Source organism: Helicobacter bilis (genome assembly GCF_900198365.1).
Taxonomy (GTDB): Bacteria; Campylobacterota; Campylobacteria; order Campylobacterales; family Helicobacteraceae; genus Helicobacter_A; species Helicobacter_A bilis_B.
The window spans coordinates 1-14,825 of sequence record NZ_FZMS01000037.1; the positions used below are offsets into that span (position 1 = coordinate 1).

A 14,825-nucleotide genomic window follows, 5' to 3' on the forward strand; every position below is an offset into this window, starting at 1 on the left:
GTCTATTTCATCTAACATGTTTTTATAGACTTCTGGCAGATTTTGTGGTATAATGTGGTTATCCGCTTTTATTTGCGGAGTGTTGGCGTCAGCGTGTGGCTCATAACCATAAGGAGCTTGAAAATGGTTAGCCTTTTGGCTTTCCACCACATCTTTATATGCTTTGGAATTTTTATAACTACCTTTTTCAAAATACATACTTTTAAATGCTAATTCATTGCCTTTTTTACGGATACTTTCCACTATTATTGCGTGTCCATTAATTTGCTTAAAACTTAAGATTACATCTTGTCCTAAATCATCTTTACTAAAAAATGTTTCGTTAGCGGTTTTTGCAATATTCCTATAATTTGCTATATCGCTATATTCTACTGGCTTTTGTCCGCTTTGTTTAACTAAGTTAGATTCTACTCCGTGCCGATTAAGCGTGTGGTTAATTGCTTGATAGTCAATGGTTACTCTTACATCATTTGCATATTTAAAACCTAATTGTTCCGCTTCTGTTTTGCTTAACTTGTCGATAGCTATTTTTTTATTATTCTTATGTGCGTATTCTATAATTTGTGGAGTAAAGTTTGCTTCCCCGATGATTTGCATGTCTCGCCCTTTTTGTGGGCTTGTTTCAATAATATTTATTATTTCTTGTATGCTTTTAGATTCTATATTGTCATATTGTGGCGTAGTAAAAAAATCTTTATTCCCATTCAAAGAAGATGTTTCGCCTTGCGGCTCAACATGAGGATTTTGCATTTCAGTATGAGGGTTTCCCTTTATTTTTCCACTTTTTGCATACTCATCTATGATTTGTTGTTCGTATTCCTTGCTTAGTCTTGTAAAGTTTTCCCCCATTGCATGAATGGCTTTATTTACGATTGTAGCCTCTTCGCTTGTGAGTTTTCCTGCAAACTCTCTAGCCAACTCTTTATTAGAAAATAATGCAGAAAGTAGCTTATCTTGGCTTTCTTTCTTACTTGAGAGATGTTTTAATACATTATAATCGCTTATTTTATCCATGAAGTTACCCATGAATGTGGGGTCTTTCATTTCTTTGCTTATAATTCTATCGCTTTGCAAACCTTTAAATATTTCATAATTTGAATCTATCTCGCTTTTATTGAATTTTGCTAGTTTTCTGTGTATTGAGGCTTCTTCATTATCTAGGTATCTGCTTATTTTTATGTTTTTTAAATCATCTGTGCTTAGATTCTTTAAATCTTTAATGCTGTTGTATGCCTTACTTGCCCCTTTTGCTAGTGTGCCTATTGCCATTACACCTGCAGCACTTCCTAACGCATTGCCTGCGGAAAATTCTAGCATTTGTGTTGTATCTACTTCCCCACCCACTTCTTTTCTAAGCGTTACATAATCTAGCGGACTTGCTGCAAAGCTTATTGCCCCTGCTTTTGCGGCTTCTTTACCTAAGCCTTTAAATCCTGCATTCTTTAAGGCTATTCCTGCCCCTTTTGCTCCTAGTTGCGCGCCTTTTGCTGCCCAACCTCCAACTGGAATAGAACCTAGTAAAATATCATTCCAATTATTTACAATGATTTTATCAAGGTTAGCTGTTAGACCATCTTCATCTAAATAATACTTTTTACCTTGTTTATCAATAATAGCTAGGGCTTTTGCCTTTTTATCATAGACTGCGGCGGCATATCCCCTCTCTTTTGCCTTTATATCCATTTCTTCAAGTTTTTTTTGCAGATCTTGTGATGCGGTTTGGCTTGATTTCATTGCATTTAAAACACTAGAATATGCTGAATCAATCTTTATTAAATCTGTTAATAAATCCGGGTCAATGTATCTTCTTGTATCATTTCTTAATAATTCTTCTACTCGCTTTTCTTCGCTATGCACCATCTTATCCCAAAGTGCCCCAGCCCAATTTTGCTGTCTTTTTAAATAGTCTTTTTCTTTCTCGTTTAATTGCTTGTATTCTGTTTTACCCCTTAGTCCTTGTCTTATTTGTGCATCTTTTAGCTTTTGTTCATCAAAGTTTTTTATACCTAGCATTTCATGGTTTATTCCCGTTTTTGCTAAGTAATCATAGAGTTCGGTTTCGCTTTTCTTTATTTGATCGCCGCTTTTGTTTATAAGCTCAAGGCCTTCTCTTCCCATGTCTTTAATATTGTTTGCAATAAAAAGAGGGTTTGCTAATCGTGTTATTTCAAACTTGTCTATGCTTTGTGCGAGTAAATCTTTTGAATATTTTAAATCGTAATGGTCTTTTGCGGTTTGCTTTGCGGTTAGAAACTCTTTTACAAACTCTTGATATTCTTTGTTATTTATATCAAAGTCTTTTGTTGTGTTTGGTGTTTGCCCTATTGGCTCTTGTGTGTTTATGCTAGATTCTGTATTGTTTTCTTGTTGTGTTGGCATAGGTTTATGCTGTGTAACTATATCAATATTATCTACTTGTATTTCTTTGTTTTGTTCTTTAACTTCTTCTTGTGTTAGTGTTGGGTTTAAAGAGAGAGTCATGTTTTACCTTTTTGTCTGGCCTTTGGTGTTAGTTGTTTATATATAAAATCTTATTTAGCTTGAATGAGTCTTATGGCTTCATTTATTCCTGCATCACCTTTTTCATTCAATACGCCTAAGGCCTTTCTGTTTCTCTCAAAGCTATCGCTTAAGGGCTGTTTGCCTTGTGCTGTATTTAAATCCTTTTTTAGCTCATTTAAGAGATACATTTTCAAACTATCGCTTTGTGAGACTGGAATACCTGCATTTTGCATATAAGACATTTTTTCATTCATGTAGTTCATGCCATTCTCTAAGCCTGATACTACGCCCGCATAATAGTTTTCCCTACCTTTCCATGTATTATCAATGACTGCTTTTGCATCATTTATATTTTGATTTGTCCTTTTTCCAGCCCCTCCATTCATAAGACTTGCTAGAGTGTAGGCATCCATTTTATTTCTACTTAGAATCTTTTCATTTGCACTATTTGAGAGGTTTATAAAGCCATTTGTAGCATCATTAATTTTTCTTCCAAGACTTGCCATAGCATGACTATTTAAAAAAGTATTAGAATCTTGTTCTAGGTAAGTCTTTTCATAATGGGATACACCATCTAAAAGACTTTTAGAATCTGCAAAGAGTCCTGCTAACTCATTTTTTGCTTTGCCTATGTCTGTTTTTTTCACATTGGCGTTTAAATCCATATTCACATAGCTTAGATTTATTCCCAATTCTTTGGCTAAAAAGGCATCAGCTAAACTTAAATGCTCTTTTCTGTCAAAGTAGCTTATACCTGTATTCCTGTAAAGCTTTGGTGTTGTGGCTTGTTGCAGGTGGTTAAGCTCTTCTTGTGATTGTGTTTCTTGTGGATTATATGTGTTTGTTATGTTTTCTTTTGTTTGCGTGTCTGCAAACATGAGATTATTTGTATCAAGTGGGGTGTTTTGTGATTGTGGATTTGTGTTTTTATAGTTTATAAAGGCTTCTTGTAGGGCTTTATCATGCAAAGCTTGTGTAAATTCATCTTGATCTTTTGTAGATTCTGTGATATTAGAATCTATACTTGCTTCTTGTGGTTTGTCTGCTATGAGTGGGAATGCCATGATTGATCCTTTTTAGTTTTTAGTAAATCTTTGTTTGTTAGTTTCTTTCCATTGGTGGTTGTGTTTGCCATAGTTTGTCATATGCATATATAAATGAACCATCTGGATTAGTTAAATACCGCTTATTACCTTTACCATCGATTTCAAAAGCCCTTAAGTCTCGACTTGTAATCATAGAATCATAATAAATTTGATTATTTCGTGCTGACGCTGCTATGGCTTTTTGTGTGGCAGCATTAGCATCTGCAACATATTTGCTTGTTTCATTATTCTGCCGTGCGATTTTTTCTTTTGATTGAATATCCTTATCTGTGATTTTTTCGTTTGATTGTCTATCTAAATCATTTTCTTTGCTTTGATGCGTTCGTGTTTTTAGTGCTTCTTCTGCTTTAAATAGTCTTTCTTTTTCTGCTTCTTTTGTAGCATAATCTCTTTGCTTCCAATTCTCAATAGCATTCATTGCCATTTGTGAATTTTGGTTTAAAGAATCTACAATAGATTGAAAACCTTGTCTTATGCCTGCATGTCCTGTGTCTTGCACTCTTCCTAGTGTGGGATCTGGCATTGCCATTGTTTATCCTTTTGTTTAATTTTTTAAAGCTTTTATCTTGTGCTTTTGCATGTCGCTAACTAGATTCTAAGATTTGCATTATGGCTTTGCAAGTTTTAGCCCTTAAAATAGCTAGGAGTTACCTATATGCGTAATAACTAGCTATTTTAAGGGCTAATCTTGTAAATGTATAATCAAAGCTGAATCTTTAAAGCTTTTTCATAAATTGCTTGTGCGAAATCTCTATAATATAACGGATGCGTATAATACCTATCACCTCGCAATATCTTTAAACATTCTGTAATATCTTCTATGCTATCACGCAATTTCAACATATCTTTAGAATCTAAAAAGCAACATGCAAAGTTATAAGCGATATAGTCTGTATCATCGCATCTTACTTGTATAATATAATCATTACATGCAGATAAATCAAGGGGTGGTTTTGCTTCATTTAAAACTAGGCTTGTAATTTTTGCATTTTCCCCATACAGCTTTTTCATTGCCTCTTGTATATGCTCTTCTTGTATATGCTCGTTTGGCAGGGCTTTATCAAAGAGTATCGCTAACATTTTTGTATTTTTTGGGGTGTTTAGGAGTTTATATTCTAGCATGTTTTAATCCTTTTCTTTGTAATTTTTTTTAAAGCTTTCATCTTGGTTATGCAATTTAAGGGATTAAGTAGTTTTTATGCTAGTCATTACGCATTTAGGTAACTCCTAGCATAAAAACTACTTAAAACCCATAAAGCCATAACGCAATCTTAGAAAGCTAGGTTTGTTTGCCTGTTTTGTTTGCGCATTCGTAGTTCCTTTTTAGCTTATTTGCTTTTCCTTGTCATGTCCGCCCTTTCTGTCATGTTGAGCGATAGCGAAACATCTCTCTAGCATGAAAATAAAGATGTTTTTACTTCGGCTCAACGAGACAAGGTGGAAGGGCAAACAAAGTTTTTGCATAACAAAAACAAACGCATACTTCACATTATTGCCTTTGCATTGGCAAATCTTCCTGTGGGGGATTATTTGCTGAGGGCAGATTCTGTGCTTGTGTATTTGCTTGTTCTTTTGGGGGATTATTTGCTGCTTGTGCTGTGTTTTGCTGTGGTTTTTGGCTTGAGACATTCGCACTTGCAGACTTTAATCCACTTGCTGTATTTGCCGCATCAGTTATCCCTTTTTCATGGTAGGCTTTTTGCTCTTTGTAGCGTTCATTTTCTATTTGCCTTTGTTTTTCTTTTGCTTTTCTTTCATCTTCGGCTATCTTTGTTTGCCATACGCCTAAACCTAAGCCTATTAACGAATTTGCCCCACCTATTCCCACTTGCGCCCAATCTGCACTGCCCATGCCTTTACTCATATCTGTCCTTTTGTCTTGTTCTAATTTGCCTGACTTGACATAGTCTGCTAACGATGCTTCTAGTTCCTTAGATAACCCGCTTTGTGTTGGCGTGTAAAAACTTTCCTGTGGCGGATTAACAATGTTATTTACTTTATTATTAAAGCTTTGCATGTAGTCATCTGTGGATTTTGCAAAAGAAAAACCGGTATTTGTTTTCGACATTATTTATCCTTTTTTTTGTTTGTCTTTTTGCCCTTTTGTCATGTTTAGGCGTTAAAAAAAGCCAAAAAATCTCTAGTTTCATTTAAAAGAGATGTTTGTACTTCGTCCAAAAGAGACAAGCAAGGCAAAAATCACTCATTAAAACTTATTGCCTCTCTAATGGTAACTCACTACCTGTTAAACTACTGCTACTTAAGCCACCACTCAGACTGCTCTCTTCTAGCTTATCGTCTTTTGCTTGTTCTGCGAAGTTTGTGCTAGTTGCAGCAGCGGCTTTTGTTGCTTCATTTTGCCTTGCCTGTGCTGTTTCTAGGTTTTTTTGCTGTTGTTCGGCTTGTTTTTGTTGCTGTTCTAGCTGTTTATTTGCCGTCTCTGCTTGTTTTGTAGCTGCATAAATATTTGCTGCTGCACCTAATGCTGCACCTACGCCACTTGCTATTCCTCCTGCTAGTGCGCCCCATGCCATGATTAATCCTTTTTTAATAAATTTAAATTTTTAAAAGCTTTCATCTTGTGGTAACATTTAAAAGATTTTTGATTTTTTGACTAGTCATTACCACTTAAGGTAACTCCTAGCCAAAAAATCAAAAAAACTATTAAAGCCTACCATCAATCTTATAAAGCTGGTTTGTTTGTTTGCAAGGTTTCAAACCTTGTTTGCCTTGCTGTTTGCAAGTTAGAATCTGTTAGCTAAGATTGCAAACTAGCGACTTTAAAGCGTGAAGTATTTTTGATTGATTTTAAGGGTTTTCAAGGAAAATGCAAGGGAGTGTATATTAAATACATGACCGAAGCATTTTACGCAGAATCCCTTAAAAGCAACAAAAAGACAAACGCTAATGCTAATTAAGCTAAAGGGGATTTATAGATAATCCCCCTCAACGCCTCTTTAGATTCTGCTAATTCCACCTGCTTACATAAACTCTGCTTATAGCCTAAAAGCTTTCCTAGATTGCTTATATAAGCTTCATTTTTAGCAATAATCTTAGCTGCCAAGTTTGCTACACTCATGCCCCGTTTTTTAGCAATTTCGCTTAAAAGCGGAGTGGGCGTATTATTATCTGCTAAATACTCTTGTGCCTCTCTTTTTTGGGATTCATAAGTTGCAATTTCACCCTGTGTTACTCCTGCTTGCATGTAGCTTACTTCTCTTTCAAAGTAAAAGCTAATTTGTGCTTTTAAATCCTCTTTTAACTCATCTAAGCTTTTTTCTATAAAGCTTTGTGTCTTTGTATCATATCTTTGACCAATGAGTATTTCTTTTCCTTGTGGGATTTCTACTGCAAAAATCGCTTTTTCGTCCCATTCCCTTAATTGTGTGCTATCAAATATTTGAACTACTTCATCATCTTGTATCATTGCGTATAATACGCCATCTTTTGCTTTCATATTCTAATCCTCATAACTTTTTAAAATGGTTTCTAAGTGTTTTAACCTGCCCTCGCATGTTTTATCATCTTTTGTAGCATTAAAAGCCCTCTCATACTCTTTTAGCGCGTAAGCTTTCATTGAATCTATATCGCAGACATAGTGTTTAATCTGTAATTCTTGCTCTTTTATAAGCCTATTTTGTGCTTCAACGCTAAGATTTAGGGCTAGATTTTGTGCTTCTAGCTTTTTGTTTTCAATACCCAAATACATGATAATAAACAAAAAGATAAGATTAATAACACTAAAAATAACTACAAATGAACGCATAGCTATTGCCTATTCATCGGCAGTGCGCCTGAATTTGTATCGCTTTGTTGTGAATCCACTGCCACGCCTTGTGCTTGGGCTGGTAAGTCTTCAGGCGGGGATTCTTCAGATGGGGCCTCCTCTGCATTCTGTGCGGCATAAATCTCATACACTAAATCAAAAAAGGCTTCAATGGGCTGAGATTTAATCTCTTCTTGCACTCTTTGTGGAAGTTCATTTGCAAAAAAGGCAATGAGTTCTTTTATATTAACTTCTGGGTGGCGGCTTTGAAAATCTTGCTTTATGGCTTCAATATTTGCAAGCTCGCTTTTCCCTGCGATTGTGTCTTGTAACTCTTTTACCTTTGCTACTCTTGGCTCTACTAATGCATTTACGAATTTATTTTGTTCTTCAATGACTTTTTTAAAGAATGTAACTCTATCACTAAAAAACAACTCTTCAAGCACTGAATCATTATCAATTAAAGCGCTTATATGTTCTGCAAAGTCGTTTTCAACACTTGCTTCAATGTCTTGGAGTTCTTTTTGTATGGCTTCTAGCTGCCCTTGCTCCTGTGTGGTGTCGTATTGGTTTGTTTGTTCTTGCATTTTTTATCCTTTTTTATCGTTAATATTCGTCTTTGTTATTTCATTTCAAAGATTAAGGTAAAAAATAGCTAGCTATTTTTTACCTTAAAGCTTTAAAAGCAAATAATCAAATACTAGAATATGGGTTTATCTTGCAAGGCTTATTAGCTTTGCAAGATTCCTGTTTGCTTGTTTCTTGTCTTGCGTGAAAGCAAACATCTAACCTTTATGCAAGTAAAGATGTTTCGCCTTGCGGCTCAACATGACAAGCGAGAGTCTTAACGAAACAATATACCTGTTTGCTTTAACTAGATTCTAAGGTTTGCATTATGGCTTTGAGGGTTTTTTTGAAAAAATAGCTAGGAGTTATCTTTTGTGATAATGACTAGCTTATTTTTTCAAAAATCGCTTAAATGTATAATCAAAACTGAATCTTTAAAAAAGACAAACGCTAACTATAGATTGTGCCTGAAGAAAAATATAACACCCTCACCTTTATTCTCCCCTTTCTTTCACTTGTCTCAATGGTTAGCATAGAATCTTGCTTTAAGCTTGTCTCAACTTTTGATTTATGCACCGCCTGAGCGCTTAAATCAATGTCATTTAATAAAAAGTCGCTTGAAAAATCAAAGCCTACATCAATTGTGCCAGCATCTGCTTTTTCTATAATCTCAATACTTGCAGATAAAATCTCGCTGCCCTCTCGCATTAAAAAGATGTTGTTTTTATCCTCTTTCAAGTTTTCTAGGTTTATTTCATGTGCTACTAAATAGCCTAGTGCGTGTATTCTGTCTGTTTGTGTCATGCTTATGCCTTTTATTTAATTTCTTGTATGGTAGTTTGTTTTTTTATTCATTTAAAGGGGGGGATATTTTGTTTTTGTGTTTTTTTTAAATTTGCGAAATGTATAACCAAATTGAAAGATTTAAAAATATTTTAAAGAAAAAATTATATATGTGTATATTTTGAAGTATAATTGTAGTGCCGCTTAAGCGACCAACTTAAGCGGTAAGATTCTCGCTTTTCTAGCAAGTGCAGGAAATCTAGCAAGTGCAGGAAAGGAGGTATCTTTCAATGAATAACAAGCTTATTATAATAGCATTCTTGCTATTTGTACTTTTTGTTAGTGTGGCATATTAACAAAATTTAGTAAATATTACAATTTGTTACAATGCTAGAGAGTAACAGAAAGGAGGCTTTGTTATTCTTTTTACAAACTTAAAAAGGAATCTCTAACAACTCTTTTAACTCGCTTATTTTATCATTCAAACTCATAATATAATTAATGTCAATATGTGTATTTCTTAAAATATCCCTCCTTTGCTTCTCTAAATTATGTATCTTAAATCGTAGAGCTATCTTATAAAATAACTCTGTATCTATGCTTTCAATCTCTTTAAAGAGATATTCTCTTAACTTTGGGCTGTCTTTATTTTCTAAAATGTCTTGAAATACATCTTTATTGAAAAAATCATTAGCGTTTAATATATCTTGTATAATAAATCTTTTCTGTTTATCTTGGGCTAGTTGGGTTAATATAAAATCTTGTTCTTTTTTCTCTTGGCTGCTGTATTCTCTTGGCTCTTGTGCTGGCAGAGAGATATAAGATTTTAAATACTTTTTTATATACTCTCTTGTAAAAATGTCTTTTGTGTTATTTAGAATCTTTTCATAACCTTGTATTATCTCTTTTTTCTCTTTTATGCTTTTTGCTAAACCTGTTTCTACCTTTAAGCAATAATCTAGCCCATCATATTCAATAAATGGCAAGTCTTTTACATCACCCTTTATGTAAAACTCGTTTAAATCCTTATAATCTTTATGTAGTCGTGTGATTTTAGTCTCAATATATCCATTTTCAAAGCAGAGTTTATACGCCCTTATGCTTCCGGTTCTACCTGCATCATCTGAATCTAGGGCTATACAGAGTGTTATATCATCTTTTAAAAGGCGGCTTAATAATCGCAGTTGATTTACATGCAAATTTGCACTACAAATAGCAACTGCTGGTATCTCTAATAAATTACAAGTGAGTGCATCAAAATAGCCCTCCACAATATAAAGTTTTTTATGCTTATGCTTTTTTAGAATCTCATACGCATTTGTGTAGTTATATAGAATGCTATTTTTCTTGTATAAAAAGCTCTCTTTGCTATTTATGTATTTTCCTGCTTTATAAAAGTTAGCAAAATCATGGACTCTGCCACTAAATCCTACTATCCTGTTTTTTTCATCTCTAATACATAATAAGATTCTGTCCTTAAAAAAGTTATGTCCCTTTTGTGTTAAAAATCCTAAAGAAAAGGCTAGTTGTGTCCCTAAAATCGCTTTTATTTCTTCTAACTCTAAGCAATACCCAAATCCATACTCTTCTAATACATCTTTTTTAAAACCCCTTTTTGCTAAATACTCTACAAGCTTTTCATTCTCTAATAAAGCTTTATAGCTTTTATAATACAGCTTTTCTAATCTTTCTTGTGTGGCTAGGCTTTTTGCGTAATCTTTGTTTTGTGTTTCTTCTACCTGAATGCCGCATATTTGGCCCGCCTTTTTTATTGCGTTTGTAAAATCTAGCCTTTCATATTTCATTATAAAATCAATGCCATTTCCGCCCTCACCGCACCCAAAGCAATGAAATATATTTTTTGCTTTGCTTACGCTCATGCTTGCTGTGTTTTCATTATGAAAAGGGCATTTTGTGATGTAGTTTGCCCCGCTTTTTTTCAGTGGAATGTAGCTTTGTATTATTTCTACAATGTCGATGTTAGATTTTATTTGGTTTATGTTCTCAATCATTCTTTATCCTTAAAAGCTTTCATCTTGGTTATACATTTAAGGGATTAAGTAGTTTTTATGCTAGTCATTACGCATTTAGGTAACTCCTAGCATAAAAACTACTTAAAACCCATAAAGCCATAACGCAATCTTAAAAAGCTAGGTTTGTTTGTTGGCAGGGTTTATTAGCTTTGCTTTTTCCTGCCACTTTGTTTGGCAACTTAAAACAGATTCTAAGGTTTGCAAAAAGTAAAGATGTTTAGCTAATTGCAAAAGTAAGAGTCTCGTGCGGCAGTATCTTTTAGCAAATCACTCTTAAGCGTGAAGTATCTCTACTTTGAAATAAAAAAGATGTTTTTGCTAAAGCCTCAACAAGACAAATCTGCCCGTTTGCTTTAACTAGATTCTAAGATTTGCAAGTTGCAAAAGCAAGTCTCGTGCGGCAGTATCTTTTAGCAAATCACTCTTATTGCTTTAACTAGATTCTAAGGTTTGCATTATGGCTTTGCAAGTTTTAGCCCTTAAAATAGCTAGGAGTTACCTAAATGCGTAATGACTAGCTATTTTAAGGGCTAATCTTACAAATTGCATAATCAAAGCTGAATCTTTATTAAAACATAGGTAGTTCACTTAAATCTATCACCATCCCCCCCCCATGACTGAATCCTTTGCATTATAATCTTTATCCTTATATATATGCTTTGGATCTTTCTCAAACATTTGCGTTTTAAAGTTTAGGAATATTTCCTCTTTAAAATGTTTGCCTGTTTGCTTGTTTTTCTTTACTTTTAAGCGTTTTATGGCATAACTTGTTAATGAATTATCCTTATTTTCTACATTCTCTAAGTGCATAATAATACTTGCTTCATGTGCGCCTTTTTTACTCTTAAATGGTGTGTCTGGATCGCTTTTACTTGTTTGGACTATTAGCAGTATGATTAATTCTTTTTCATGTGCTAATTTTCCTAAAATCTCAAACTTTTCAGTCTCTTTTTCTTCACCATTGCCAACTTTTGTGTTATTGTTTTCTATTCGCATTTGAGAATCTATTAAAAAGACTTTTATGCCTTTTGTGCGCTCTAGCGTTATTATTGTGTCTCTTATCTGTCGTATATCATAACCATTTGTAATTGTGATGAGATTTTCTTTTTTTAAGAGTGGGTTTGGGTATTCTTTTCTTCTTCTTATATAAGCACTCAAAGTAAATTCAAAGCAAAAAAAGCATACCATCTCTTTTGCACTCATATTTTCTAGCATTTGTGTTGTAAGTGTAGTTTTCCCTGCTTCATAATCCCCACTTATTAGGATTAATTGCCCTGTTGCTAAACCGCCATTAAAAGCAGTGTCTAAAAACTCTATACCTGTGGAATATGTCTTTTGTGGATCGTATTCTTGCAAGGCATTTTCTGCATCTGCAAAGCTTATAAAGTCTGGGGCTAGGGCTGTATATTGATAAGGGGTTAATAGATTTGTGTCAAGTTGTATAACTTGTCTTTGTTGCACTTGTTTGAATATGCAACTTGCTAATTCCTCTTGCCTGTCTAATTGGACACAATATTCATACTCTTTTATGAGTGGGGCTAGATTTGCTACTTTGCTTGCCTCTGTGTATTCTTTTATAAAATTAGAATCTTGCAGGGTTAGTATTTTGTTAAAAAATAGATTTTCGTTATAGGTTTTAGATTCTAGCATTTCTTCTAGCATTGCATAGGCTTTTTTTGCTGTGTCGCTAAACTCTTTTGCTATCTGTTTAAAGGCTTCTAACTCCTTTTGTGTTAGTGAATGATTTATGAAACTTTTTAAAAAAATAGCTTCTAGGCTGGTTCGTATTGCTTGTTGTTGCATTTTGTTTAATCCTTTCTTTTGTAATTTTTTAAAGCTTTCATCTTGGTTATACATTTAAGGGATTAAGTAGTTTTTATGCTAGGAATTCACGCATTTAGGTAACTCCTAGCATAAAAACTACTTAAAACCCATAAAGCCATAACGCAATCTTAAAAAGCTGGTTTTTATTTCTTGCGTTTCCGCATACGCCTTTGCTTTTTTGCTACGCTCAAAATAACAAAATTAATCCATTGCCCTGCTTACTAACTCCTGCAAAAAATACTTAATCCCTGCTTGCTTTATGTCTAAAATCTGTGCAATAAAGTATTTTCTCTTAAGTCTTAAGCCCTCATATTCTGTGATAAACTGCCCTTTTGTATCAAGCCTTGCACTCCTTGCTTTGAGATTTGCAAGGGCGATTATAGAATCTTGAAGTTTTAGCATGATTGTCGCCTTGTTCTGCTTTTGTGTATCAAACAATATGCGTTTTTCCAAATCAAACAAAACATAATCTTTATAAGGGGCTTTTAAGCTTTCAAATATCATGTTTAAAGCTTCTAACTCTTGGCAGGTTATATGGCTAGAGTTTTTTATAACTTGTAAAATATCCATTTTAATCCTTTCTTTTTCTTTTGGACTTTTTGTCAAGTCAAGGCGTTAGCTAAAAATCCTTTATAACGCTAATAACTTTGCTAATTCCGCTTCTTCGTCAAAGTCTTTATATCTCTCACTAAAGCTTTTATATTCGCTAGATTCCATAACTCTTTCTTCATGCTTTCTTTGCTGCTTAGTTTGGATTGGATATAAATCTGTCCAGCCCTTTGCTATGGTGTTTTCTACAATGGCAAACATATCAAAGCCTCTGTATTTTAACTGCATAAATTTCGCTTGTATGCGTTTTAGCGTATGCTTGGATAGCTTCTTTTTCTCGCTTCGATATTCAATGTAATTTAAATATGCTTCTCTCTCTTGTGGCTCTAATTGGCTTGTAAAAGAAAATAATTCGTTTTTCTCTTTTGCCCTATCTTGCCTTGTCTTTTCATCTGCTTTTTTAATCGCTTCCTTGCATTGCTTCCATAGCTTTGATATGTCTAGGATTGCATATTGTCTTTTTGTATCTTTTACCCCGTTTTCGACTTTGTCGGATTCTTTTGTTTTGTTTATATCTATTATATTATTATGTGTGGTAAAATTTGGTTTAACGATATTTTGTCTTGTCTCTTTGCTGCTTTTAGCGGATTCTGCACTCAATGCTCGGTCATTATCGTTTAGATAACTCCTTTCGCCTTTCGTTTGAAAACCGCTAAAATCATTCAAAGATACTTCGCCATTATCTAAAATAGCAAAAGGCTTTTTCTCTTCATAAGATTCTATTGGCTCACTATCTTGCAATACAAACTCATCACTATCTTTTAATCTTAACAATAGCTTTGTTTCTTTCTCTAATTCTTTTACTTGTTTTAACTCTAGCTTATTTACTTCTAATTCGACTTCGGCTTCGTTAAAATCTTTTGCAAATACATAAGCCACTTCATTGGTAAATCTGCCATTCTCTTGCTTTTGCACTCGTTTTATTAATCCCTCTTTATACAGCTCGTTTAGATACTTATAAAAGGTTTTAATGTTTAATCCGCACTTTTTAGCCATTGTTTTAGCACTGAATTTCCACTCTAAGCAATTTCGCCTTAATTTTGTATAAATAGCTATTGCCTGAATGCTTAAGTTGTCATTGTCTATAACTTCATTTGGAATGATTGTGAAGTTTCTTTTGGGGTTATTATAAATAAACATGTTTTAAATCCTTTTTTGTAGTTTTTGATAGCTTTCATCTTGTGGTAACATTTCAATGATTTGCCCTTTTTTATAGCAGTCATTACGCATATAGGTAACTCCTGCTATAAAAAAGGGCAAAAACATTAAAAGCCCACCATCAATCTTAAAAAGCTTTGTTTTGTTTCTTTGCCTGCTTACTTTTCCTGTTTGCCTGTTTTGCTTCCGCATACGCCTTTGCTTTTTTGCTTTTGGCTCTTTGCTTGGCATCACAAACACAAACAATCATGCAAACCTTTCTTTTTGCTCTATTAAAGCAAACCTGTCAAACTCTGCAAAATACTCTCTTAAATCCTGCGGACTAAAAGTCTCATACATAAGCGATATAAACTTATATATTGCCCTTTTTGTCTCTTGCTCTTTTAATCCCAGCTTTTTACGCACAGAATCAATAAAAGCTTTATTTGAGAGCTCATTTGCCCTCTCTTGTACTATCTTTGCCCTCTCTTGTACTAT

General features: G+C 33.9%; 16 protein-coding genes. All 16 read right to left on the reverse strand.

All coding sequences use genetic code 11. The annotated features are described in order from the left end of the window. A partial coding sequence (locus C6H08_RS05545) for a PBECR3 domain-containing polyvalent protein (RefSeq protein WP_459178056.1) occupies nucleotides 1-2,481 on the reverse strand: 2,481 nt, incomplete at its 3' end. A 50-nt stretch (nucleotides 2,482-2,531) separates the two neighbouring features. Next, nucleotides 2,532-3,566 carry a hypothetical protein gene (locus C6H08_RS05550; RefSeq protein WP_034580063.1) on the reverse strand — a complete coding sequence of 345 codons (1,035 nt, stop codon included), beginning with the start codon at nucleotides 3,564-3,566 and terminating at the stop codon, nucleotides 2,532-2,534. Nucleotides 3,567-3,603: 37 nt separating this feature from the next. Then, the gene (locus C6H08_RS05555; RefSeq protein WP_034580062.1) at nucleotides 3,604-4,137 is read right to left on the reverse strand and encodes a hypothetical protein; all 534 of its coding nucleotides are present in this window, start codon (nucleotides 4,135-4,137) and stop codon (nucleotides 3,604-3,606) included. Between the two features lie 173 nt (nucleotides 4,138-4,310). Continuing rightward, nucleotides 4,311-4,730 (reverse strand): hypothetical protein, encoded by a 420-nt coding sequence (locus C6H08_RS05560; RefSeq protein ID WP_034580061.1) that lies wholly within the window; start codon nucleotides 4,728-4,730, stop codon nucleotides 4,311-4,313. A gap of 367 nt (nucleotides 4,731-5,097) precedes the next feature. Then, nucleotides 5,098-5,676, reverse strand: coding sequence for a hypothetical protein (locus tag C6H08_RS05565; protein ID WP_034580157.1), 579 nt, complete (start codon nucleotides 5,674-5,676; stop codon nucleotides 5,098-5,100). Between the two features lie 145 nt (nucleotides 5,677-5,821). Further along, a complete protein-coding gene (locus C6H08_RS05570; protein WP_034580158.1) occupies nucleotides 5,822-6,142 on the reverse strand; it encodes a hypothetical protein in 321 nt (106 codons plus the stop codon). 380 nt (nucleotides 6,143-6,522) lie between these two features. Further along, nucleotides 6,523-7,065: a hypothetical protein gene (locus tag C6H08_RS05575; RefSeq protein WP_034580159.1), complete on the reverse strand. Its 543-nt coding sequence runs from the start codon at nucleotides 7,063-7,065 to the stop codon at nucleotides 6,523-6,525. Nucleotides 7,066-7,068: 3 nt separating this feature from the next. Then, complete coding sequence (locus C6H08_RS05580; RefSeq protein ID WP_034580160.1) at nucleotides 7,069-7,374, reverse strand: hypothetical protein; 306 nt, start codon at nucleotides 7,372-7,374, stop codon at nucleotides 7,069-7,071. Nucleotides 7,375-7,376: 2 nt separating this feature from the next. Then, complete coding sequence (locus C6H08_RS05585) at nucleotides 7,377-7,961, reverse strand: hypothetical protein (RefSeq protein WP_034580161.1); 585 nt, start codon at nucleotides 7,959-7,961, stop codon at nucleotides 7,377-7,379. A 430-nt stretch (nucleotides 7,962-8,391) separates the two neighbouring features. Next, nucleotides 8,392-8,745, reverse strand: coding sequence for a hypothetical protein (locus C6H08_RS05590; protein WP_034580162.1), 354 nt, complete (start codon nucleotides 8,743-8,745; stop codon nucleotides 8,392-8,394). Nucleotides 8,746-9,158: 413 nt separating this feature from the next. Continuing rightward, a complete protein-coding gene (gene dnaG / locus C6H08_RS05595; protein ID WP_034580163.1) occupies nucleotides 9,159-10,736 on the reverse strand; it encodes a DNA primase in 1,578 nt (525 codons plus the stop codon). Nucleotides 10,737-11,354: 618 nt separating this feature from the next. Then, nucleotides 11,355-12,560 carry an RAD55 family ATPase gene (locus tag C6H08_RS05600; RefSeq protein ID WP_052100017.1) on the reverse strand — a complete coding sequence of 402 codons (1,206 nt, stop codon included), beginning with the start codon at nucleotides 12,558-12,560 and terminating at the stop codon, nucleotides 11,355-11,357. 222 nt (nucleotides 12,561-12,782) lie between these two features. Then, nucleotides 12,783-13,151: a hypothetical protein gene (locus tag C6H08_RS05605; RefSeq protein ID WP_034565580.1), complete on the reverse strand. Its 369-nt coding sequence runs from the start codon at nucleotides 13,149-13,151 to the stop codon at nucleotides 12,783-12,785. 60 nt (nucleotides 13,152-13,211) lie between these two features. Next, the gene (locus tag C6H08_RS05610) at nucleotides 13,212-14,330 is read right to left on the reverse strand and encodes a helix-turn-helix domain-containing protein (protein ID WP_034580060.1); all 1,119 of its coding nucleotides are present in this window, start codon (nucleotides 14,328-14,330) and stop codon (nucleotides 13,212-13,214) included. A gap of 3 nt (nucleotides 14,331-14,333) precedes the next feature. After that, nucleotides 14,334-14,594, reverse strand: coding sequence for a hypothetical protein (locus C6H08_RS05615; RefSeq protein WP_034580164.1), 261 nt, complete (start codon nucleotides 14,592-14,594; stop codon nucleotides 14,334-14,336). Next, a partial coding sequence (locus C6H08_RS05620; RefSeq protein ID WP_158656816.1) for a hypothetical protein occupies nucleotides 14,595-14,825 on the reverse strand: 231 nt, incomplete at its 5' end.

Coding starts and splice junctions, on each gene's coding strand:
- C6H08_RS05575 (WP_034580159.1), bottom strand. CDS start 7,065: ATGAAAGCAAAAGATGGCGTATTATACGCAATGATACAAGATGATGAA.
- C6H08_RS05600 (WP_052100017.1), bottom strand. CDS start 12,560: ATGCAACAACAAGCAATACGAACCAGCCTAGAAGCTATTTTTTTAAAA.
- C6H08_RS05580 (WP_034580160.1), bottom strand. CDS start 7,374: ATGCGTTCATTTGTAGTTATTTTTAGTGTTATTAATCTTATCTTTTTG.
- C6H08_RS05605 (WP_034565580.1), bottom strand. CDS start 13,151: ATGGATATTTTACAAGTTATAAAAAACTCTAGCCATATAACCTGCCAA.
- dnaG (WP_034580163.1), bottom strand. CDS start 10,736: ATGATTGAGAACATAAACCAAATAAAATCTAACATCGACATTGTAGAA.
- C6H08_RS05560 (WP_034580061.1), bottom strand. CDS start 4,730: ATGCTAGAATATAAACTCCTAAACACCCCAAAAAATACAAAAATGTTA.
- C6H08_RS05610 (WP_034580060.1), bottom strand. CDS start 14,330: ATGTTTATTTATAATAACCCCAAAAGAAACTTCACAATCATTCCAAAT.
- C6H08_RS05550 (WP_034580063.1), bottom strand. CDS start 3,566: ATGGCATTCCCACTCATAGCAGACAAACCACAAGAAGCAAGTATAGAT.
- C6H08_RS05555 (WP_034580062.1), bottom strand. CDS start 4,137: ATGGCAATGCCAGATCCCACACTAGGAAGAGTGCAAGACACAGGACAT.
- C6H08_RS05590 (WP_034580162.1), bottom strand. CDS start 8,745: ATGACACAAACAGACAGAATACACGCACTAGGCTATTTAGTAGCACAT.
- C6H08_RS05570 (WP_034580158.1), bottom strand. CDS start 6,142: ATGGCATGGGGCGCACTAGCAGGAGGAATAGCAAGTGGCGTAGGTGCA.
- C6H08_RS05585 (WP_034580161.1), bottom strand. CDS start 7,961: ATGCAAGAACAAACAAACCAATACGACACCACACAGGAGCAAGGGCAG.
- C6H08_RS05565 (WP_034580157.1), bottom strand. CDS start 5,676: ATGTCGAAAACAAATACCGGTTTTTCTTTTGCAAAATCCACAGATGAC.